The sequence below is a fragment of the Pelomonas sp. V22 genome (assembly GCF_030014915.1).
Taxonomy (GTDB): Bacteria; Pseudomonadota; Gammaproteobacteria; order Burkholderiales; family Burkholderiaceae_C; genus JAUASW01.
This window is the reverse complement of the sequence record NZ_JAGIXS010000001.1, coordinates 180,028-202,939: the sequence shown is the minus strand read 5'-3', so window position 1 is coordinate 202,939 and position 22,912 is coordinate 180,028. Positions and strand designations below refer to the sequence as shown.

Genomic DNA, 22,912 nt, shown 5'->3' with positions numbered 1-22,912 from the left:
CATCCGCCCCATGAGCAAGATCGATTACTACGTTCATCCGCAGGCGCTGCTGGAATCGACCCAGGTCGGCGCCGGCAGCCGCATCTGGGCTTTCAGCCATGTGCTGCCAGGTGCGCGCATCGGCGCGGACGCCAACATCTGCGACCACGTCTTCATCGAGAACCAGGTCGTCATCGGCGACCGCGTGACGGTCAAGTGCGGCGTGCAGCTGTGGGATGGCGTGACGCTGGAGGACGACGTCTTCATCGGCCCCAACGTGACCTTCTCCAACGACCCGGCGCCGCGCAGCAAGCTCAAACCCGAGGCGCCGCTGCAGACCCTGGTGCGGGCCGGCGCCAGCATAGGGTCCAACGCCACCATCCGCCCTGGCATCACCATAGGCCCCGGCGCCCTGGTGATGGACGGCGCGGTCGTGACCCGCGATGTGCCTTCCAATGCCATCGTGGCCGGCAACCCGGCCCACATCACCGGTTACCGCGACACGCCGCAGCTGGCCCTGGCCGGCAGCCTGAACGCCGGCGCGACCTTGCCTACATTGCAGGCACGTGGCGCGGCCTTGCACAAGCTGCCCAAGATCGTGGACCTGCGCGGCGCGCTCAGCTTCGGTGAGGTCGGCGCCCATCTGCCGTTCACGCCGCAGCGCTTTTTCATGGTTTACGACGTGCCCAGCAAGGAAGTGCGCGGCGAGCATGCGCACAAGGCCTGCCACCAGTTCCTCGTCTGCGTGAAGGGCAGCGTGGGCATCGTGGTGGACGATGGCGAGCGCCGCGACGAGCTGCTGCTCGACAACCCGCAGCTGGGCCTGCACATCCCGCCCATGGTCTGGGGCATCCAGTACCAGTTCTCCAGCGACGCGGTGCTGCTGGTGCTGGCCTCGGACTGCTATGCGGCCGACGACTACATCCGCAACTACGACGACTTCCTGGCCGCTGTTCGGGGAGTCAACGATGGCCGTTGAAGCCATTCCCTTCCTGGACTTGCAGCCGGCCTACCGGGCGGCGCAGCCGGCCATAGACGCGGCCCTGCTGCGCGTGGCCGGCAGTGGCTGGTTCTTGCTCGGCAAGGAGCTCGCAGCCTTCGAAGAGGCCTGGGCCCGCAGCTGCGGCACGGCGCACTGCGCCGGTGTGGCCAATGGGCTGGACGCGCTCTTCCTCAGCCTGAAGGCGCTGGGCGTGGGCGAGGGCGACGAGGTCATCGTGCCCTCCAACACCTACATCGCCACCTGGCTGGCGGTGAGCCAGTGCGGCGCGAAACCGGTGCCGGTGGAGCCCGATGCGCAGACCTACAACCTCGACCCCGCCCTCCTCGAGGCGGCGATCACGCCGCGTACCAAGGTGATCTTGCCGGTGCACCTGTACGGCCAGCCGGCCGACATGGACACCATCATGGACGTGGCGCGCCGCCATCACCTCAAGGTGCTGGACGATTGCGCCCAGGCCCATGCCGCGCGCTACAAGGTGAGGCCGGTGGGTGGCCTGGCCGATGTGTCGGCCTGGAGCTTCTACCCGGGCAAGAACCTCGGCGCCTTCGGCGACGGCGGCGGCGTCACCAGCCGCGATGCCGAGCTGATGCAGCGCGTGAAAGTGCTGCGCAACTACGGCTCGGAGAAGAAGTACCACAACGAGGTCAAGGGCATCAATTCGCGGCTGGACGAGATCCAGGCCGCGGTGCTGGCCGCCAAGCTGCCGCTGCTGGAAGCCGCAACCCATGAGCGCCGCGCCATTGCCGCGCGCCTGCTCGAAGGCCTGGCTGGCTGTGACCTGCAACTGCCCCATGTTCCGCACTGGGCCGAGCCGGCCTGGCATCTGTTCGTGGTCCGCCATGCGGATCGCGATGGTCTGCAGCGCCGCTTGGCCGAGCAGGGCATAGGCACGCTGATCCACTACCCCGTGCCGCCGCATCGCCAGCCGGCCTATGCGGAACTAGGCTATGCCGAGGGTGATTTCCCGATTGCCGAGGCCATGCACCGCGAGGTCCTGAGCCTGCCGCTGTGGCCGGGCATGAGCGAGCTGCAGATCGAGCGCGTCATCAAGGCGGTGCGCGCGAGCTGCTGAGGCGGCCGATCAGCTGCTGTGGTCGTGCACGGCCTTCCAGCCCTTGGCCGTGCGCTGCCACACGAGCGTGAACCAGCCGGTCTGGTCCGGCTCGCCGCCGCCCGAGAGGATGAAGTTGCCGGTAACCAGGGCCGAGTCGGGCGATAGCGAACGGATCACCACCTTTTCCATCCGCAAGGCCTGCTTGGGTTTGTCGCCGTTGAAGTACTTGGCGCGGAAGGCGGCTTCGATGGGCGCGATGCCGGGCCGTGGGCCCTTCTCCGTCATGAAGGTGATGGATTCGTCGTAAAGCCCCAGGTGGCGGCGCAGGTCGCCTTCGTTCCAGCCGGCCAACGAGGCATCGAGCTCGGCCTTCAGCAGGCGGTGGTCCTCAAGCTGGCGGGCCGAGCCCTCGTAGGGAGCGCTGGCACAGGCGCTCAGCAACACGAGCCCGAGGCTGGAGAGAAGCAGTCGCATGGATTCAGTCCTTGGTTGATGCTGGTTGATGTCAGACCGGGCCGCGCGAGCGCGCCGGGTTGCCCACCCAGAGCTCGCCGGCCGGCACGTCGCGGGTGACGACACTGCCGGCACCGATCATGGCACCGGCACCGATGGTGATGCCGCCGAGGAGGGTGGCATTCGCGCCTATCGAGGCGCCACGCTGCACCACGGTGCGCTGGAAGGCCTCGGGGTATTGCTTGGAGCGCGGCCGCTTGTCGTTGGTGAAGGTGGCGTTGGGGCCGATGAAGACATCGTCCTCGAGCGTGACGCCGTCCCACAGCTGCACGCCGCATTTGACGGTCACGCGGTCACCCACCGTCACATCGTTCTCGATGAAGCACTGTGCATTGATATTGCAGTCGCGGCCGATGCGGGCGCCGGCCAGCACGACACAGAACTGCCAGATGCTCGTGCCTTCGCCGATCTGCGGGCTCTGCACGTCGGAACTCGGATGGATGAAGGCAGCTTGGCTCACGTGATCTCGTGGTGGCTTGTTCGAGGCGGCCCAGCATAAAGCAAGCCGCCCCGCCTCGGCATGAACCGGGGCGGGGCGGCTTTGGGAGCGGGGCGCTGGGCCCCGCTCGGGTTTTCATCAGATCAGCGGCGGCAGGCGCTCATCCTCGTCCAGCTTCTTGTGCGCCAGCAGGTGCGCATTGAGCGGATCGTGGTGCGGCACGTAGCCGGTCGACGCCGAGGCATCGCCAAGCACGCTGCCCTGCGGCGGCGCCAGCACCTCGTGCAGGCTGACCTTGGGCTCGGTCGTGGCACTGCCCTCGGGCTTGACGTCCTTGGCGAACCAGACGTCGGCCATCTGGTGCGTGCTGCCATCGGCCGTCTTGTAGCCAGACACCAGGCCCACCAGGTTGCCGTTGTCGATCACGCTGCTGGCCTGCGCCTTCAGGTCGAGCTCGGTGATGCCCAGATCCTGCAGGGCCTTGAGCTCGCCGGCATCGGTCTTGCCGTCGTGGTTGGCATCCACCCAGACCTTGAGGTCCTTGAAGGCCGCATCGAGCAGGTCGATCTTGCCGTCGTGGTTGATGTCCAGTGCCGCCAGTGCCTGGTAGCCGTTGGCCGCATGCTGGCCGTTCGCGAGCACCGTGCCGCTGCCGAACAGTTCCTTGCCGTCGTTGATCAGACCGTCGTGGTTCAGGTCCATCACCAGCAGGCCGTCGTTGCCGCCGACCCAGCCCCACTTGTGGGTGTTGCCGTTGCCGAGCAGGTCGAAGTTGACGCCCTGGGCGGCCGACAGCGTGGTGATGCCGTTGCCATCCAGGTCCAGCATGATCGGCGTTGCCGAGACCATGCCTTCGATCTGTTCGCCGGTCATCGAGCCAATCTGGTCGGACGTGAAGGCGGCAACCTGGGTCATCGTCATCTTGGCGATGTCCTGGGAGTCGAGGCCGTCGATCTGATCGGTGGTCAGCGAGCGGATCTGGTCGGTCGTCAGGCCCGGCATCTGCGCGGTGGTGAACGCGTGGATGTGATCCGAGTCCAGCTGACGCAGCTGATCCGTCGAGAACGCGCCGATCTGGCTGGAGTTCAGCGCCGCGATGTGGGCGGTGCTGAGCGCATCCATCTCGTCGGTCGTGATCGCCCTCAGCTGGTCGGTCGTGATCGCGGTGATCTGCGCCGTCGTGAACGAGCTGATCTGGTCGCTGGTGAAGGCCAGGAACTGATCGGTCGTCAGGGCGTGCAGGGCCGAGGTCGTGAGACCGCGCAGCGAGTCGGTGCTGATGTTGTCGATGTCGGCGGCGTCGATGCCCACCACCTGCGAGGAACTCAGGGCACCGATCTGGGCGCTGGTGAAGGCGCTGATCTGGTCGGAGTTCAGGGCCGACAGATCGTCCGAGGCCAGACCCTTGAGCGCCGAGGTGCCCATGGCACGAAGATCGTCGGTCGCGAAGGTCTTGATCTGGTCACTGTTCATGGCCGAGATCTGGTTGGACGTCAGCGCACCCACCTGGTCGGATCGCAGGGCCTGCACATCGTCAGTCGCCCAGGTGGCCACTTGGGCCGTGGACAGCAGCGAGACCTGCAAGTTGGTCAGCGTGCCGACCTGGTCGGTGGTCAGCGCGTTCAGCTGATCGCTGCTGAGGGCACGCAGGCCGAACAGGCTCAGCGAGCGCAGGTCGTCCGTCTCCAGCTTGGCCATCATGCCGACCGTGATACCGGCCACCTGGGTGGCGGTGAGCGCGCCGAACTGAGCCGTGCTCATCGCATTCAGGTCGTCCGAGCCCATGGCCGTGACCTGGGCCGAGGTGATCGCCGTGACCTGGGTATTGGTCAGCGTGGCCACCTGGTCGGAGGTGAAGGCCACGAACTGCTCGGTCGTCAGCTTGGACAGGGCCGCCGTGGACAGAGCGCGGAGGTCGTCCGTCTCCATCTTGGCGATCTGGTCGGTGCGCAGGCCGGCCACCTGGCCCGAGCTCAGGGCCGCGAACTGCTGCGTGCCCAGGGCCACGATGCCGTCGGTCGTCAGGGCCGCGATCTGGTCGGAGCTGAAGCCACGCAGTCCCGCCGTCGAGATCGCTGCCAGGTCGGCCGTCTGCAGGGTCTTGACCTGATCGCTGCTGATGGCAGCGACCTGGTTCGAGCCCATGGCGCGGAACTGGTCGGTCGTGAAGGCGTTCAGGTCGTCGCTGACCAGGCCCTGGATCTGGACCGAGGTGAGCGAGTTCACCTGCGTCGTCGTCAGCGCGCCGAGCTGGTCGGAGTTCAGGGCGCCGAGCTGGTCGGTGCCGAACTTGGACAGGGCCGCCGTGCCGATGGCGCGGAGGTCATCGGTCTCCAGCTTGGCGATCTGGTCGGTGCGCAGGCCGGCGGTCTGGGCGCTGGTCAGCGAGGCGTACTGGGCCGTCGTCATGGCCACGGTCTCATCCGTGGTCAGTGCGCCGATCTGCGTTGACGACAGGCCGCGCAGCGAGGCCGAGCTGATGGCAGCCAGGTCGTCCGTCTGCAGCGCCTTGACCTGGTCGGTGCCGAGGCCGGCGATCTGGGCCGAGGTCAGCGCCTTGAACTGATCGCTGGTGAAGGCGTTCAGCTTGTCGGTCGCGAGACCCGCGACTTGCGCCGTGGTCAGCGAGGACACCTGGGCCGAGGTCAGGGCGCTCAGCTGGTCGGTGCTCAGGCCGGCCAGTTGGTCGGTGCCGAGGCCACGCAGCGCGGCGGTGTTGATCGCACGCAGGTCGTCGGTCTCGAGCTTGGCCATCTGGTCGCTCGACAGGCCCTTGACCTGGGCCGTGGTCAGCGCCGCGGCCTGGGCCGTGGTCAGCGCCTTCACGTCGTCGGTCGACAGGCTGGTCAGCTGCTGCGAGGTCAGCGACACGATCTGGGCCGTGGACAGCTGGCCGATCTGGTCGGAGGTCAGCGCTGCGAACTGGTCGGTCGAGAACTTCGACAGGGCCGAGGTGCTCAGCGCACGCAGGTCGTCGCTTTCCAGCTTGGTGATCTGGTCGGTGCGCAGGCCGGCGATCTGGCCCGAGCTCAGCGTGCTGACCTGGGCCGTCGTCAGGGCGACGATCTCGTCGGTCGTCATCGCGCCGATCTGGTCGGAGGCGAAGCCCTTGATGCCAGCGGTGGAGATGGCAGCCAGGTCGGCGGTCTGCAGGGTCTTGATCTGATCGGTCGTCAGGGCGGCCACCGTGGACGAGGCCATGGCCTTGAACTGGTCGCTGGTGAAGGCGTTCAGGTCGTCGCTGACCAGGCCGCGGATCTGCGTCGAGGTCAGGATGTTGACCTGGGCGGTCGTCATCGCGCCGAGCTGGTCGGAGTTCAGCGCACCGAGCTGGTCGGTGCTGAGCGCGCGCAGGCCGGCCGTGCTGATTGCACGCAGGTCGTCGGTCTCCAGCTTGGCCATCTGGTCGGTGCGCAGGCCGGCCACCTGGTTGCTGCCGAGGGCAGCGAACTGGGCGGTGTTCATCGCCACCACCTCGTCGGTGGTCATGGCGCCAAGCTGCGCAGAGCCGAGGCCCTTGATGCCGGCCGTCGAGATGGCCGCCACATCGTCGGTCTGCATGGCCTTGACCTGATCGGTCGTCAGCGCGCCGATCTGGGCGGAAGACAGGACCTTGATCTGATCGGTCACCAGGGCATTCAGGTCGTCAGTCTGCAGGCCGGCCACCTGGGCGGTGGTCAGCGAGCTGACCTGCGCCGTGGTGAGCGCGCCGATCTGGTCGGAGTTCAGTGCAGCGAGCTGGTCGGTGCCCAGGGCCTTGATGGCGGCCGTGTTGATGGCACGCAGGTCATCGGTCTCCAGCTTGGCCATCTGGTCGGTCGAGAAGCCCTTGACCTGCGAGCTGGTCAGCGCAGCGGCCTGGGCCGTGGTCAGGGCCCGGATGTCGTCGGTGGACAGGGCACCCAGCAGGTTGACCGGCGTCGTGCTCAGCGTTGCGACCTGGGCCGTGGTCAGCTGGGCCACCTGGTCGGAGGTCAGTGCCGCGAACTGGTCGCTGCTGAACTTGGACAGGGCGCCGGTGTTGATGGCGCGCAGGTCGTCGCTTTCCAGCTTGACGATCTGGTCGGTGCGCAGGCCTGCCACCTGGGCCGAGCTCAGGGCGGCGTACTGGGCCGTGGTCATGGCCACCGTTTCATCGGTGGTCATGGCCGCGATCTGGGCCGAGTTGAGGCCCTTGATGCCGGCGGTGGAGAGGGCCGCCACATCGTCGGTCTGCATGGTCTTGACCTGATCGGTCGTCAGCGCGCCGATCTGGGCCGAGGACAGCACGCGGATCTGGTCGCTGACCAGGGCGTTCAGGTCGTCGGTCTGCAGGCCGGCCACCTGGGCGGTGGTCAGCGAGCTGACCTGCGCCGTGGTCAGCGCGCCCATCTGGTCGGAGTTCAGCGCGGCGATCTGGTCGGTGCCCAGGGCCTTGATGGCGGCCGTGTTGATGGCCCGCAGGTCATCGGTCTCCAGCTTGGCCATCTGGTCGGTCGACAGACCCTTGACCTGCGAAGAGGTCAGGGCAGCGGCCTGGGCCGTGGTCAGGGCACGGATGTCGTCGGTGGACAGGGCGCCGAGCTGGTTGGCCGGCGTCGTGGCCAGGGCCGCGACTTGCGCCGTGGTCAGCACGGCCACCTGGTCGGAGGTCAGCGCGGCGAACTGGTCGGTCGTGAACTTGGAGATCACGCCCGTGCCGATGGCGCGCAGGTCATCGCTTTCCAGCTTGGTGATCTGGTCGGTGCGCAGGCCGGCCACCTGGGCCGTGCCGAGGGCGGCGTACTGGGCCGTCGTCATCGCCACCACCTCGTCCGTGGTCAGCGCGGCGATCTGGGCCGAGTTGAAGCCGCGGATGCCGGCGGTGGACAGCACGGCCAGGTCCTGCGTCTGCAGCGCCTTGACCTGGTCGGTCGTCAGCGCAGCCACCGTGGCCGAGGCCATGGCCTTGAACTGGTCGGTGCTGAAGGCGTTCAGGTCATCCGTGGCCAGACCCTGGATCTGGCTGGAGGTCAGCGAATTGACCTGGTTGGTCGTCATCGAGGCCAGCTGATCCGAGGTCAGCGCGCCGAGCTGGTCGCTGTTCAGCGCACGCAGGGCACCGGTACCGATGGCGCGCAGGTCATCGGTTTCCAGCTTGGCCATCTGGTCGGTGCGCAGGCCAGCCACCTGGCCCGAGCCGAGCGCGGCCATCTGGGCCGTGTTCAGGGCCACCACCTCATCGGTGGTGAGGGCGCCGAGCTGCGTCGAGGTCAGGCCCTTGACGCCGGCGGTGGAGATCGCCGCCACGTCGTCGGTCTGCATGGCCTTGATCTGATCGGTCGTCAGTGCGGCGATCTGGCCCGAGGTGAGGACCTTGATCTGGTCGGTCACCAGGGCGTTCAGGTCGTCGGTCTGCAGGCCGGCCACCTGGGACGTGGTCAGCGAGACGAGCTGGGCCGAGCTGAGCGCCGCCATCTGGTCGGAGTTCAGGGCCGCGATCTGGTCGGTGCCGAGGGCGCGGACGGCGCCGGTGTTGAGCGCACGCAGATCATCCGTCTCGAACTTGGCCATCTGGTCGGTGGTCAGGCCCTTGACCTGCGAGCTGGTCAGGGCTGCCGCCTGCGCCGTGGTCAGCGCGCGGATGTCGTCGGTCGAGAAGGCGCCGAGCTGGTTGGCCGGCGTCGTGGCCAACGAGGCAACCTGGGCCGTGGTCAGCTGGGCTACCTGATCGGAGGTCAGCGCCGCGATCTGGTCGGAACTCAGCTTGGACAGCACGCCCGTGCTGATCGCACGCAGGTCATCGCTTTCCAGCTTGATGATCTGGTCGGTGCGCAGGCCGTTGAGCTGGGCCGTGCCCATGGCGGCGAACTGCGCCGTGCCAAGCGCCTGGATCTCGTCGGTCGTCATGGCCGCGACCTGGTCGGACAGCAGGCCCTTGACGCCGGCCGTCGAGATGGCGGCCAGGTCTTGCGTCTGCAGCGTCTTGATCTGGTCGGTCGTCATGGCCGCGATCTGGCCGGACGACATGTTCTTGAACTGGTCGGTCGTGAAGGCGTTCAGGTCGTCACTGACCAGGCCCCTGATCTGGGTCGAGGTCAGGGAGTTGACCTGCGCCGTGGTCATGGCGCCGAGCTGGTCGGAGTTCAGGGCGCCGAGCTGGTCGGTGTTGAGGGCTCTCAGCGCGCCGGTGTTCAGCGCACGCAGGTCGTCGGTCTCCAGCTTGGCCATCTGGTCGGTGCGCAGGCCGGCCACCTGGGCCGAGCCGAGCGCGGCCATCTGGGCCGTGTTCAGGCCCACGACCTCGTCGGTGGTCAGGGCGCCGATCTGGGTGGACGAGAGGCCCTTGATGCCGGCCGTGGAGATGGCCGCCACATCGTCGGTGGTCATGGCCTTCAGCTGGTCGGTGGTGATCGCACCGACTTGCGTGGAGGTCAGCACCTTGATCTGGTCGCTCACCAGGGCGTTCAGGTCGTCGGTCTGCAGGCCGGCAATCTGGGCCGTGGTCAGCGACACCACCTGGGCGCTGCTCAGCGCGCCGATCTGGTCGGAGTTCAGCGCGGCCAGCTGGTCGGTGCCGAAGGCCTTGATCGCGGCCGTGTTCAGGGCGCGCAGGTCATCGGTCTCGAACTTGGCCACCTGGTCGGTGGTCAGGCCCTTGATCTGGGCCGAGGTGATGGCCGCGGCCTGGGCCGTGGTCATCGCGCGGATGTCGTCGGTCGAGAAGGCGCCGAGCTGGTTGGCCGGCGTCGTGGCCAGGGCCGCGACTTGGGCCGTGGTCAGCTGCGAGACCTGATCGGAGGTCAGTGCCGCGATCTGGTCGGAGCTCAGCTTGGACAGCACACCCGTGCTGATGGCCCGCAGGTCGTCGCTTTCCAGCTTGATGATCTGGTCGGTGCGCAGGCCGTTGAGCTGGGCCGTGCCCATGGCAGCGAACTGCGCCGTACCGAGGGCTTGAATCTCGTCGGTCGTCATCGCCGCGACCTGGTCGGACGACAGGCCCTTGACGCCGGCCGTCGAGATGGCGGCCAGGTCCTGCGTTTGCAGCGTCTTGATCTGGTCGGTCGTCATGGCCGCGATCTGGCCGGACGACATGTTCTTGAACTGGTCGGTCGTGAAGGCGTTCAGGTCGTCACTGACCAGGCCCCTGATCTGGGTCGAGGTCAGGGAGTTGACCTGCGCCGTGGTCATGGCGCCGAGCTGGTCGGAGTTCAGGGCGCCGAGCTGGTCGGTGTTGAGGGCTCTCAGCGCGCCGGTGTTCAGCGCACGCAGGTCGTCGGTCTCCAGCTTGGCCATCTGGTCGGTGCGCAGGCCGGCCACCTGGGCCGAGCCGAGCGCGGCCACCTGGACGGTGCCCAGCGCCACCACCTCGTCCGTGGTCAGCGCGGCGACCTGGGCCGAGGAGAGACCCTTGACGCCGGCGGTGGAAATGGCGGCCAGGTCCTGTGTCTGCAGGGTCTTGATCTGGTCGGTCGTCATGGCCGCGATCTGGCCCGACGTCATGTTCTTGAACTGGTCGCTGGTGAAGGCGTTCAGGTCATCGCTGACCAGGCCCTGGATCTGGGCGGAGGTCAGCGAATTGACCTGCGAGGTCATCATCGCGGCCAGTTGGTCGGAGTTCAGCGCGCCGAGCTGGTCGGTGTTGAGGGCGCGCAGCGTGGCGGTGTTGATCGCACGCAGATCGTCCGTTTCCAGCTTGGCCATCTGGTCGGTGCGCAGGCCGGCCACCTGGGCCGAGCCGAGCGCTGCGAACTGGGCCGTGCCCATGGCGACCACCTCATCGGTGGTCAGCGCAGCAACCTGAGCCGAAGACATACCCTTGACGCCGGCGGTCGAGATCGCCGCCACATCGTCGGTCTGCATGGCCTTCAGCTGATCGGTGGTCAGCGCCGCGATCTGGCCGGAGCCGAGCACCTTGATCTGGTCGGTGGTCAGGGCGTTCAGGTCGTCGGTCTGCAGGCCGGCCACCTGGGCCGTGGTCAGCGAGACGAGCTGGGCCGTGGTGAGCGCACCGATCTGGTCGGAGTTCAGCGCGGCCAGCTGGTCGGTCGACAAGGCCTTGATGGCGCCGGTGTTCAGCGCGCGCAGGTCGTCGGTCTCGAACTTGGCCATCTGGTCGGTGCCGATGCCCTTGATCTGCGCCGAGGTGATGGCGGCGGCCTGGGCCGTGGTCAGCGCACGGATGTCGTCGGTCGAGAAGGAGCCGATCTGGTTGGCCGGCGTCGTGGCCAGGGCCGCGACCTGGGCCGTGGTCAGCTGGGCGACCTGGTCGGAGGTCAGCGCCGCCGTCTGGTCGGTGCTCAGCTTGGACAGTGCGCCGGTGCTCAGGGCGCGCAGGTCGTCGCTCTCCAGCTTGGTGATCTGGTCGGTGCGCAGGCCGGCCACCTGGGCCGAGGTGAGCGAGGCGAACTGGGCCGTCGTCATCGCGACGATTTCGTCGGTCGTCAGCGCGCCGATCTGGTCGGAACCAAGACCGCGGATGCCGGCGGTGGAGATCGCGGCCAGGTCCTGCGTCTGCAGCGTCTTGATCTGGTCGGTCGACAGCGACGCGATCGTGGCCGAGGCCATGGCCTTGAACTGGTCGCTGGTGAAGGCGTTCAGGTCATCGCTGGCCAGGCCCTTGATCTGGGTCGAGGTCAGCGAGTTGACTTGCGCCGTGGTCATGGCTGCCAACTGGTCGCTGGTCAAGGCGCCGAGCTGGTCGCTGTTCAGCGAGCGCAGCGCGCCCGTGTTGATGGCGCGCAGGTCGTCGGTTTCCAGCTTGGCCATCTGGTCGGTGCGCAGGCCCACGACCTGGGCGCTGCCCATGGCTGCCACCTGGGCGGTGCTGAGGCCCACGACCTCGTCGGTGGTCATGGCGCCGAGCTGGGTCGAGGTCAGGCCCTTGATGCCTGCCGTGGAAATGGCTGCCACGTCGTCCGTGGTCATGGCCTTCAGCTGGTCGGTCGTGATGGCACCGATCTGCAGCGAGCTCAGGACCTTGATCTGATCGCTGACCAGGGCGTTCAGGTCGTCGGTCTGCAGGCCGGCCACCTGGGCCGTCGTGAGCGAGACGACCTGGGCCGAGGTGAGGGCGCCGATCTGGTCGGAGTTCAGCGCTGCGAGTTGATCGGTGCCGAGGGCCTTGATGGCGCCAGTGTTCAGCGCGCGCAGGTCATCGGTCTCGAACTTGGCGATCTGGTCGGTGCCGAGGGCCTTGACCTGGGCCGAGGTCAGCGCGGCCGCCTGGGCCGTGGTCAGGGCGCGGATGTCATCGGTCGAGAACGAGCCGAGCTGGTTGACCGGCGTGGTGGCCAGCGAGGCGATCTGGGCCGTGGTCAGCTGGGCGACCTGGTCGCTGGTCAGCGCGGCGGTCTGGTCGGACGTCAGCTTGGACAGCGCGGCGGTGCTGATGGCACGCAGGTCGTCGCTCTCCAGCTTGGTGATCTGGTCGGTGCGCAGGCCGGCCAGCTGGGCCGAGGTCATGGCAGCGAACTGGGCTGTGCCCAGGGCCACGATCTCGTCGGTGCTCAGCGCAGCGACCTGATCGGAAGACAGGCCGCGCACGCCGGCGGTCGAGATGGCGGCCAGATCCTGGGTCTGCAGCGTCTTGATCTGGTCGGTCGTGATCGCGGCGATGGTCGCCGAGCCCATGGCCTTGAACTGGTCGCTCGTGAAGGCGTTCAGGTCATCGCTGACCAGGCCCTTGATCTGGGTCGAGGTCAGCGAGTTGACCTGGGCCGTGGTCATGGCGGCCAACTGGTCGGAGCCGAGGGCACCGAGCTGGTCCGTGCTGAGCGAGCGCAGGGCGGCCGTGCCGATGGCGCGCAGGTCGTCGGTCTCCAGCTTGGCCATCTGGTCGGTGCGCAGGCCGGCCACCTGGGCCGTACCCAGCGCAGCGACTTGCTGAGTGCCGAGGGCCACCACTTCATCGGTGGTCAGGGCGGCAATCTGAGCCGAGTTGAGGCCCTTGATGCCGGCCGTGGAGATCGAAGCCAGGTCGTCGGACTGCAGCTTGCCCACCTGGTCGGTACCGATGGCGCCGATCTGCAGCGAGGTCAGGACCTTGAACTGGTCGGTGGTGAAGGCGTTCAGGTCGTCGCTGGCCATGGCGGCGATCTGGCCAGTGGTCAGCGAGACGACCTGGGCCGAGGTCAGGGCAGCGGTCTGGTCCGACGTGAGTGCTGCGAATTGGTCGCTGTTCAAAGCACGAAGCGCGCCGGTGTTAATGGCGCGCAGGTCGTCGGTTTCCAGCTTGGCGATCTGGTCGGTTCGCAGCCCCGCCAGCTGGCTGGATCCGAGGGCATTGAACTGGGCCGTGCCCATCGCCCGCACCTCGTCGGTGCTCATCGCGGCGATCTGGGCTGAATTCATCCCCTTGATGCCGGCGGTGCTGATCGCCGCCAGGTCATCGGTCTGCAGCGCCTTGATCTGGTCGGTCGTGAGGCCGGCCACCTGGGCGGAACCGAGGACCTTGAACTGGTCGCTGGTCAGGCCGTTGAGGTCGTCGGTGGTCAAGCCCGCCAACTGGGCCGTGGTAAGCGACACCACCTGGGTGGTGCTCAGCGCGGCGAACTGGTCGGAGTTGAGGGCGCCCAACTGGGCGGTGTTCAGGGCGCGCAGGGCGCCGGTGCTGAGGGCGCGCAGGTCGTCGGTCTGCAGCTTGCCGATCTGGTCGGTCGTCAGGCCGGCCATCTGGGCCGAGGTGAAGGATTTGAACTGGTCGCTGGTGAAGGCGTTCAGATCGTCGCTGACGAGGCCGGCCAACTGGGTGGTGGTCAGGGTCGAGACCTGGTTGGTACCAAAGGCCGCGAGCTGGTCAGAGTTCAGCGCACCGAGCCGGTCGGTGCTCATCGAGCGCAGGGCCGTGGTGGACAGCGCCCGCAGGTCTTCGGTCTGGAACTTGGCGATCTGGTCGCTGGACAGCGAAGCGATGGCGAAGGTGCCGAGCGTGCCGACTTGCCGGGTTGTGAGGGCCGCTATCTGGTCGGAGTTGAAAGCTGCCCAGTCTTCGGTGGTCAGCTTGGCGAGTGTTTGAGTGGCAAGACTGGCGATCTGTGCTGTCGAGAGGCTGGAAATGATAGAGGCCATCTTTAACTCACTTGGTTCATTGCTGAATTGCCACCCAGGGGCGACATCTTCGACACAGATCTCACAGGCGCAGTGTCACACGCCATTGCTGTCATTCGGGCAGGCGTTCGCGCATGGCGCATGCACGAGGCCTTCCCGCTTCATTCGGTTTTCGACAAGAGTGCTCACAACTTGAGCACTCTTGTCGCAAGCTTCGCTTGAGCGACAAGCAAGCCCGGAACTGGGCACGCTTGTTACAAATATTGCTGAGGCCACATATTGCTATAAAAACAGGCAATTGGGGGCTCCGGGCGGACTGATTTCAGGGTCCGACCATGCTAGGGGTCAGGCGTCCCGACAATGGTTACAAAAGCCGGAGCAATACTTGGCTGTTCTGCCCATGAACCCTGATGAGTCGCGAGTTAAATCACGCATCGTCGCCGGCCATCCGGGCGACAGTCGCCCCTGCGCAATTCCATGCAAATCACCACGCTGATTCCTGCCTACAAGACCAAGTACATGGTCGAGCTGATGACCAGCCTGGTCACGCAGACGCACAAGAGTCACCGCATCATCGTTTCGGACGACAGCCCGGGCGGGGAGTTCCGCCAGATCCTGGAATCACCCGCCATGCTGGTGGCACGCGAGCGCCTGCCGATCGAGATCCACGAGGGGCCGCGCGTCGGTGCCTACGAGAACTTCCTGCACCTGCTCAAGCTCTGGGACAACAGCACCGAGCTGGTGCACCTGCTGCTGGATGACGATGTGATCTACCCGGACTTCTATGCCGCCCACCGGGCGATCCATGGGGCCGGGAGTTTCTCCTGCAGCATCAGCGCCCGCTGGACGGCCAATGAGCGCGGCCAGCCCATCGAGGGCATGCCGATACCGGCCGGCGTGCTGCAGGCGATGAGCCGCGTCGTCTCGCTGGACGCGGGCGCGATGTTCACCACCACCATCCCGAAGTGCCAGAACTGGTTCGGCGAGTTCTCCAATTGCGTGATGACCCGGCAGTCGGCCGCGCTCCTTTTCAAGCCGGAGTTCGGCGGCGTCTCCTACGCTGGCCTGTGGGACCTCGGAGCCTTCCTGGCTGCCAGCCTGAACGGGCCGGTCGCCTACATCCAGGACCGGCTCGGCCACTTCCGCACCGGTGGCGAGGGGCACTCCAACCAGCTCTACGGCAAGCACATGAAGGCGGCCCACCTGGGCTATGCCGCCCTGGCCGTGGGCGCGCGGCGCATCGGCCAACTGGGCGAGGAGCATGCGAGGCAGTGCTACGACGGCATTGCCGCTGCCCTTCATCAGCGCTACACGGGGCAGGAAGACATGCAGCCCTTCTGCCGTGTGCTGCCGCGCATGCGGGATGGTGAGCCGGGTGCGGAGGACGAGTTCCTGCCGATCTGGCAGGAGTTCCTCGCCTTGCACAAGTTCTGAACCGGCGGGCTTCGCACCATGCTGAACATCATCGAAGGCCTGCGCAAGCGACTGTCCCGCAGCAATCCGCTGGACCTGGAACTGTGGGTGCGCGGCCTCCTGATCCACTATTTCTTCCACACCTCGGAGCGTGGGCGGATCGAGCTGACGGGTCAGGGCGCCCGCACGCTGAACCTGCTGACGCCCACGCAGTTCAAGGGCGCTGGCCGCATCCGCATCGACGCCACGGCCGTCTTCGGCGTGCCGCGCTCGCCCGGCGCGCACAGCTGTACTTATGTGGAGGCGCGGACGCCCGAGTCGCTGATCGAGATCGGCCCGGGCTGCGTCTTCAACAACCGCTGCGTGCTGATCTCCGAGGGCGCCAGCATCCGCTTCGGCGCCAATGTGCTCGTCGGCCCCGAGTTGCATGTGATGGACAGCAATTCGCACGACCTGCGCCTGCCGCACCGTCGCTCGCCCGATCCGCGCCCGGCCGGCGTTGAAGTGGGCGATGAGGTTTTCATCGGCTCGCGCGTCACCCTCTTGAAGGGCGTGAAGATTGGCCGGGGCTGCGTGATTGCGGCCGGCGCGGTAGTGACGCCTGGCTTCGAAGCGCCGCCCATGAGCATCGTGGCCGGCAATCCGGCGCAGGTGGTGGGTCAAGTCAGCGCGGAGGGAACCAACCCATGAAGGTCGACATCCACACCATTCCCGTGGTGGCCGTCTCCTATAACTCGCCCGAACTGCTGCAGGGCCTGTTGAGCTCGCTGCGGCAGTTCTATTCGAACCCGGTGCACGTGGTCGATGGCTCGACGCCCGAGCATGTGGAGAAGATCCGCGAGGTGGCGGCCGGCTTCGAGAACGTGGCCCTGCACGTGATGGGCTACAACATCCACCACGGCCCTGGCATGGCCTGGGCGATCACGGAGCTGGGCCTGAGCGGCCCGGTGCTGTTCCTGGATACCGACATCGTGATCCGCCGCGATGGTTTCCTCGAGTTGCTGGCCGAAGCCCTGCAGCCCGGCGACTACGGCGCCGGCGGCGTGGCCTATGTGAACCGCGACGGTTTCGACATTCCCTATGCCTACGGCGCCGTGCCCTATCTGCATCCGCCCTGCATGCTCTGCAATGTCGAGGTGATGCGCCAATGGCCGCTGCCGATCAAGCATGGCGCGCCCATGGTGGCGCCCATGCTGGCCCTGCACGATGCCGGCAAGTCGGACCTGCTGCGCCACCTGGACTGGTGCGGCAACGACGTGCTGATGGGCACAAAGAAGGTCTATGTGGACCACATCGGCCAGGGCACCAGCCAGGCCACGGGCAGCTACAACCTCGATGAATGGTTTGCAGAGGTGCGCGCCAAGCAGGCCGCCCAGGCGCTGCCGCCGCCCACCGGCCACAACCCGGACCTGCTGGCCCTGATTCCCGCCACGGCCAAGGCCATTGTCGAGATCGGCTGCAGCACCGGCGCCCTGGCGCATGCGGTGAAGAGCAGCCGGCCGGGCGTCCACTACATCGGCGTCGAGTTGGACCCCAAGGCCGCCGAGATCGCCGCGCGTTTCTGCGACGGCGTGCAGGCGCTGGACCTGGAGGCGACCGACGACAGCCAGTTCCGCGACTACGCGTCGCGCGACTGCTGGGTGTTCGGCGACGTGCTGGAGCACCTGCGCGACCCCTGGAAGGTGCTGCAGCGCATCCGCGCCGTGCTGCCGCCCGGAGGATGCGTGGTGGCGAGCATTCCGAATGTCCAGCACTGGAGCCTGCAGGGTCGGCTGTCGGTGGGCGACTTCCGCTATGAATCGGGCGGCTTGCTGGACCGCACCCATCTGCGCTGGTTCACCCGCGTGACCCTCTTCGAGCTGTTCCAGTCGGCCGGCTTCAGGATAGAAGCCGGCGTGCCGCGCATCTTCGACGAGCCGGGCCGCGAGCCGGTCCTGAACGCGATCCGGCAGATGGCCATGGCCATGGGGCGCGATCCTGAAGGCGCGGTGCGCGACGCGCTGCCGCTGCAGTACGTGGTGAGGGCGGTCGCGGCCTGAAGGGGGGGTCAGGCGTCGGCCGTCGCGGCCGTCAGCCCGTTTTCGAAATGCTCGCGCATCAGGCGCGCTGCGGACTTGCCATCCCGCTGGCTGATGGCCTTCATCACGGCCTGGTGTTCGGCCAGGGACTCTGCCAGCCGGCCGTGCTTGAACAGGGAGTGGTGGCGGTTCAGCTTCATCACGCGGCGCAGATCGTTGACCATCTGATGGCGCCAGCGGTTGCCCTCGATCTCCAGCAGGCGCAGGTGGAAGCGCTCATTGGCGATGAAGAAGGCGTCGCGCTGGTCGATGGCGGCTTCGAGTTCTTCATGCAGGCCTTGCAGTTCAGCCAGTTCGGCGTCGCTGCCTGATTCGGCCACGCGGGCTGCCGCATCGCTTTCCAGCAGGGCGAGCAACTGGTAGGCCTCGCGCACATCGCGCTCGCTCATCTCGGTGACATAGGCGCCGCGCCGAAGCTTCATCGTGACCAGGCCTTCGACGGCCAGCACCTTCAGGGCCTCTCGCATCGGCGTGCGGCTGATTCCGAGCTCAGCGCAGAGCTTCAGCTCGTCGATCCAGCTGCCGGGCTCGAGCTCGCGGCCGAAGATCTGCTGACGCAGGCGTTCGGCGACCTCCTGGTAAAGGGCGCGGGGGGCGAGGGGTGGTGCAGCGGACATGCGTGTTGAAAAGCGAGGCGTGTCAGATTCTAGCCAGTTCTGAATTCATAATTATGAATAACGGAGGCGGTATGATGCCACCTTCAACGGAGTTGCCCCATGCCTGAGTCCAAGCCCAACCCATCTGAATTTGCTGCCGCCACGCTGGAGCAATGGCACAAGGCGGCCGCCAAGTCGGCCCCGGGCGGCGATGTCTCGGCCCTGAACTGGGTGACGCCCGAAGGCCTGACGGTCAAGCCGCTCTACACGGCGGCCGACACGGCAAATCTGCCGCACGCTGACACGCTGCCTGGCTTCGAGCCCTATCTGCGCGGCCCGCAGGCCACGATGTATGCGGTGCGTCCTTGGACCATCCGGCAGTACGCCGGCTTCTCCACCGCCGAGGAATCGAACGCCTTCTATCGCAAGGCTCTTGCCGCGGGCGGGCAGGGCGTGTCGGTGGCCTTCGACCTGGCCACGCACCGCGGCTACGACTCCGACCATCCGCGCGTAACCGGCGACGTGGGCAAGGCCGGCGTGGCCATCGACTCGGTGGAAGACATGAAGATCCTGTTCGACGGCATCCCGCTCGACAAGGTCTCGGTCTCCATGACCATGAACGGCGCCGTGCTGCCCGTGCTGGCCGGCTACGTGGTCGCGGCGGAGGAGCAGGGCGTTTCGCAGGACAAGCTGTCCGGGACCATCCAGAACGACATCCTCAAGGAGTTCATGGTCCGCAACACCTACATCTACCCGCCCGAGCCGAGCATGAAGATCATCGGCGACATCATTGGCTACACCGCCAAGAACATGCCGAAGTTCAACTCGATCTCGATCTCGGGTTATCACATGCAGGAAGCCGGCGCGAACCAGGCGCTGGAACTGGCCTTCACGCTGGCGGACGGCAAGGAGTATGTGAAGACGGCCATTGCCTCCGGCCTCGACGTGGACGACTTCGCTGGCCGTCTCTCCTTCTTCTGGGCCGTGGGCATGAACTTTTATCTGGAGATCGCCAAGATGCGCGCCGCGCGCCTGCTGTGGTGCCGGATCATGAAGGGCTTCGACGCCAAGAACCCCAAGAGCCTGATGCTGCGCACGCACAGCCAGACCTCGGGCTGGAGCCTCACCGAGCAGGACCCGTACAACAACGTGGTGCGCACCACCATCGAGGCCATGGCGGCGGTGTTCGGCGGCACGCAGTCCTTGCACACCAACTCGCTGGATGAAGCCATCGCGCTGCCCACCGAGTTCTCCTCGCGCATCGCCCGCAACACCCAGCTGATCATCCAGGAAGAGACCCACATCACGAACGTGGTCGATCCCTGGGCTGGCAGCTACCTGATGGAGTCGCTCACGCAGGACATGGCCGACAAGGCCTGGTCCATCATCGAAGAGGTCGAGGCCATGGGCGGCATGACCAAGGCGGTGGACAGCGGCTGGGCCAAGCTGAAGATCGAGGCCAGCGCGGCCGAGAAGCAGGCCCGCATTGACTCGGGCAAGGACGTGATCGTCGGCGTCAACAAGTACAAGCTGGCCAAGGAAGACCCGATCGAGATCCTCGACGTGGACAACATGAAAGTGCGCGACAGCCAGATCGCCCGCCTGAACACCATCAAGGCCACGCGCGACACGGCTGCCGTGCAAGCGGCGCTGGCCGCGCTGACCGAAGCGGCGCGCAACGGCCAAGGCAATCTGCTGGACTTGTCGATCAAGGCCGTGCGCCTGCGCGCCACCGTCGGCGAAATCAGCGATGCGCTGGAAGAAGTCTTCGGCCGCCACCGCGCCGACACGCAGAAGGTCAGCGGCGTCTATGCCGCCGCCTACGACTCGGCCGAGGGCTGGGCCAAGCTGCAAGACGAGATCAAGGCCTTTGCCGAGACGGAAGGCCGCCGCCCGCGCGTGATGATCGCCAAGCTGGGGCAAGACGGCCATGACCGCGGCGCCAAGGTCGTGGCCACGGCCTATGCCGACCTGGGCTTCGACGTGGACATGGGCCCCCTGTTCCAGACACCCGAGGAATGTGCCCGCCAGGCCATCGAGAACGATGTGCATGCCGTCGGCGTCTCGACTCTGGCTGCCGGCCACAAGACCCTGGTGCCGGCCATCATTGCCGAGCTGAAGAAGCAGGGCGCGGACGACATCATCGTCTTCGTCGGCGGCGTGATCCCGGCGCAGGACTATGAGTTCCTCTATGAGGCCGGCGTGAAGGGCATCTACGGCCCCGGCACGCCGATCCCGGCCAGCGCGAAAGACGTGCTCGAGCAGATCCGAAAATCCGTTGCACAGGTCGCCGCCTGATGAACCTCGCTGCGGCGGTCGCTGGGGAGCCGGGTGCCGAGCAGCGCCGTGCCATCGCCAAGAGCATCACGCTGCTCGAATCCACCCGCGCCGACCACCGCGTGGAGGCCGATGCCCTGCTGACCGAGCTGCTGCCGCGCACCGGCCGCTCGCTGCGCCTTGGCATCTCCGGCGTGCCCGGCGTGGGCAAGAGCACCTTCATCGAAGCCCTGGGCCTGTTCCTGATCGCGCGCGGCCACCGCGTGGCGGTGCTGGCGGTGGACCCGTCCAGCAGCCTGTCGGGCGGCTCCATCCTCGGCGACAAGACGCGGATGGAGCGGCTCTCGATGGACCAGCGCGCCTACATCCGTCCTAGCCCCAGCAGCGGCACGCTGGGCGGCGTGGCGGAGAAGACGCGCGAGGCCATGCTGGTCTGCGAGGCGGCGGGCTTTGACATCGTCATCGTCGAGACCGTCGGCGTCGGCCAGAGCGAAACCGCCGTGGCCGGCATGACCGACATGTACTGCTTGCTGCAACTGCCCAATGCCGGCGACGACCTGCAGGCGATCAAGAAGGGCGTGATGGAACTGGCCGACCTGGTGGTCATCAACAAGGCCGACCTGGACCATGCCGCTGCAACGCGTGCGCAGGCCCATATCGCCTCGTCGTTGCGCCTGCATAGCATGCACGGCCATGCGCATGACGAATCCGTCTGGCACCCTCGCGTGATGCAATTCTCAGCCTTGAAGGGCGAAGGGCTCGATCATTTCTGGGAAGCGGTGAGCCGCTTCCAGCAACTGCAAGCCGGCAACGGCAGCTTCGCCGCCAAGCGCCAGCAGCAATCGCTGGCCTGGATGTGGGAGCGCATCCAGGCCGGGCTCAAGCAACAGTTTTCCGAAGCGCCCGCCGTTCGCGCGGCGCTCTCGACCATCACCGAGCGAGTGCTGCAAGGCCAGCTCGCGCCCTCAACGGCAGCCCGTGCGCTGCTGTCCAAGTTTTCAGGAGACACCGACCATGCATGACATCCAGCAGATGCTCGAAGAGAAGCGCGCCAAGGCGCGCCTGGGCGGCGGCGAGAAGCGCATTGCCGCCCAGCATGCCAAGGGCAAGCTGACCGCGCGAGAACGGCTCGAGCTGCTGTTCGACGAAGGCACGTTCGAGGAATGGGACATGTTCGTCGAGCACCGCTGCGTGGACTTCGGCATGCAGGACAACAAGATCCCGGGTGACGGCGTGGTCACCGGCTACGGCATGATCAACGGCCGCCTGGCCTTCAGCTTCAGCCAGGACTTCACCGTCTTCGGCGGTGCGCTCTCGGAGTCGCATGCCGAGAAGATCTGCAAGGTGATGGACCAGGCAATGAAGGTCGGCGCGCCGGTGATCGGCCTCAACGACTCGGGCGGGGCCCGCATCCAGGAAGGTGTGGCCTCGCTCGGCGGCTATGCCGACGTGTTCCAGAAGAACGTGCTGGCTTCGGGCGTGATCCCGCAGATCAGCATGATCATGGGCCCCTGCGCCGGCGGCGCCGTGTACTCGCCGGCCATGACCGACTTCATCTTCATGGTGAAGGACTCGTCCTACATGTTCGTCACCGGCCCCGAGGTGGTGAAGACGGTGACGCATGAGGAAGTGACCGCCGAAGAGCTCGGTGGCGCCACCACTCACAACACCAAGAGCGGCGTGGCTGATCTCGCGTTCGAGAACGACGTCGAGGCCATCCTGATGCTGCGGCGCTTCTTCAACTACCTGCCTCTGAACAACCGCGAGAAAGCACCGGTGCGCCCCAGCGGCGACCCGGGCAATCGTGTGGACATGTCGCTGGACACCCTGGTGCCCGACAACGCCAACAAGCCCTACGACATGAAGGAGCTGATCCTCAAGACGGTCGACGATGGCGACTTCTTCGAGCTGCAGCCCGACTACGCCAAGAACATCATCATCGGCATGGCCCGCATGGACGGCCAGACCGTGGGCATCGTGGCCAACCAGCCGCTGGTGCTGGCCGGCTGCCTGGACATCAAGAGCTCGATCAAGGCCGCACGCTTCGTGCGTTTCTGCGATGCCTTCAACATCCCGGTGATCACCTTCGTCGACGTGCCCGGCTTCATGCCCGGCACCTCGCAGGAGTACGGCGGCATCATCAAGCACGGCGCCAAGTTGCTCTACGCCTATGCCGAGTGCACGGTTCCGAAGGTGACCGTGATCACCCGCAAGGCCTACGGCGGCGCCTACGACGTGATGGCCTCCAAGCACTTGCGCGGCGATGTCAACTTCGCCTGGCCCAATGCCGAGATCGCGGTGATGGGTGCCAAGGGCGCGGTCGAGATCATCTTCCGCGAGGACAAGAACGATCCCGAGAAGCTGGCGGCTCGCGAGGCTGAATACAAGGCCCGCTTCGCCAACCCGTTTGTCGCCGGCGCGCGAGGCTTCATTGACGATGTGATCCAGCCGCACGAAACCCGCAAGCGCATCTGCCGTTCGCTCGCGATGCTCAAGGACAAGAAGCTCGAGAACCCGTGGCGCAAGCACGGCAACATCCCGCTGTGATCAGGA

General features: G+C 66.6%; 12 protein-coding genes. 8 read left to right on the top strand and 4 right to left on the bottom strand.

Features of this window, described 5'->3' with window-relative positions; translation table 11 throughout:
* The first annotated feature begins 10 nt into the window (after window positions 1-10).
* Window positions 11-958, top strand: a complete 948-nt coding sequence (locus J7U46_RS00940) for a WxcM-like domain-containing protein (protein WP_282822934.1) — start codon at window positions 11-13, stop codon at window positions 956-958.
* Complete coding sequence (locus J7U46_RS00935) at window positions 948-2,054, top strand: DegT/DnrJ/EryC1/StrS family aminotransferase (RefSeq protein WP_282822933.1); 1,107 nt, start codon at window positions 948-950, stop codon at window positions 2,052-2,054. The genes J7U46_RS00940 and J7U46_RS00935 overlap by 11 nt, the downstream gene beginning before the upstream one ends.
* A gap of 9 nt (window positions 2,055-2,063) precedes the next feature.
* On the opposite strand, the gene J7U46_RS00930 is transcribed toward J7U46_RS00935, so the two are convergent.
* From J7U46_RS00930 to J7U46_RS00920, 3 genes are all read right to left on the bottom strand, one after another.
* Window positions 2,064-2,510 (bottom strand): DUF4440 domain-containing protein, encoded by a 447-nt coding sequence (locus J7U46_RS00930; RefSeq protein ID WP_282822932.1) that lies wholly within the window; start codon window positions 2,508-2,510, stop codon window positions 2,064-2,066.
* Window positions 2,511-2,541: 31 nt separating this feature from the next.
* Complete coding sequence (locus J7U46_RS00925; RefSeq protein WP_282822931.1) at window positions 2,542-3,009, bottom strand: acyltransferase; 468 nt, start codon at window positions 3,007-3,009, stop codon at window positions 2,542-2,544.
* A 117-nt stretch (window positions 3,010-3,126) separates the two neighbouring features.
* On the bottom strand, window positions 3,127-14,016 hold the full coding sequence (locus J7U46_RS00920) for a hypothetical protein (protein WP_282822930.1): 10,890 nt from the start codon (window positions 14,014-14,016) through the stop codon (window positions 3,127-3,129).
* Between the two features lie 456 nt (window positions 14,017-14,472).
* On the opposite strand from J7U46_RS00920, the gene J7U46_RS00915 reads away from it, so the two are divergent.
* The 3 genes from J7U46_RS00915 to J7U46_RS00905 are packed head-to-tail and all read left to right on the top strand — an operon-like array spanning window position 14,473 to window position 17,447.
* Window positions 14,473-15,429: a glycosyltransferase family A protein gene (locus tag J7U46_RS00915; RefSeq protein ID WP_282822929.1), complete on the top strand. Its 957-nt coding sequence runs from the start codon at window positions 14,473-14,475 to the stop codon at window positions 15,427-15,429.
* A gap of 18 nt (window positions 15,430-15,447) precedes the next feature.
* Window positions 15,448-16,098, top strand: a complete 651-nt coding sequence (locus J7U46_RS00910; protein WP_282822928.1) for an acyltransferase — start codon at window positions 15,448-15,450, stop codon at window positions 16,096-16,098.
* A complete protein-coding gene (locus J7U46_RS00905; protein ID WP_282822927.1) occupies window positions 16,095-17,447 on the top strand; it encodes a bifunctional glycosyltransferase/class I SAM-dependent methyltransferase in 1,353 nt (450 codons plus the stop codon). Before J7U46_RS00910 ends, J7U46_RS00905 begins: the two co-directional genes overlap by 4 nt.
* A gap of 8 nt (window positions 17,448-17,455) precedes the next feature.
* Here the strand turns inward: J7U46_RS00905 and J7U46_RS00900 are convergent, their stop codons facing one another.
* Window positions 17,456-18,103: a GntR family transcriptional regulator gene (locus tag J7U46_RS00900; protein WP_282822926.1), complete on the bottom strand. Its 648-nt coding sequence runs from the start codon at window positions 18,101-18,103 to the stop codon at window positions 17,456-17,458.
* Between the two features lie 99 nt (window positions 18,104-18,202).
* Here J7U46_RS00900 and scpA point away from each other — a divergent pair, with 99 nt between their 5' ends.
* Genes scpA through J7U46_RS00885 form a run of 3 tightly spaced genes read left to right on the top strand, consistent with a single transcriptional unit; the run spans window position 18,203 to window position 22,906 of the window.
* Window positions 18,203-20,380 (top strand): methylmalonyl-CoA mutase, encoded by a 2,178-nt coding sequence (scpA, locus tag J7U46_RS00895; protein WP_282822925.1) that lies wholly within the window; start codon window positions 18,203-18,205, stop codon window positions 20,378-20,380.
* Window positions 20,380-21,381: a methylmalonyl Co-A mutase-associated GTPase MeaB gene (meaB, locus tag J7U46_RS00890; protein ID WP_282822924.1), complete on the top strand. Its 1,002-nt coding sequence runs from the start codon at window positions 20,380-20,382 to the stop codon at window positions 21,379-21,381. Before scpA ends, meaB begins: the two co-directional genes overlap by 1 nt.
* A complete protein-coding gene (locus J7U46_RS00885; RefSeq protein WP_282822923.1) occupies window positions 21,374-22,906 on the top strand; it encodes an acyl-CoA carboxylase subunit beta in 1,533 nt (510 codons plus the stop codon). The genes meaB and J7U46_RS00885 overlap by 8 nt, the downstream gene beginning before the upstream one ends.
* Window positions 22,907-22,912: the final 6 nt, after the last annotated feature.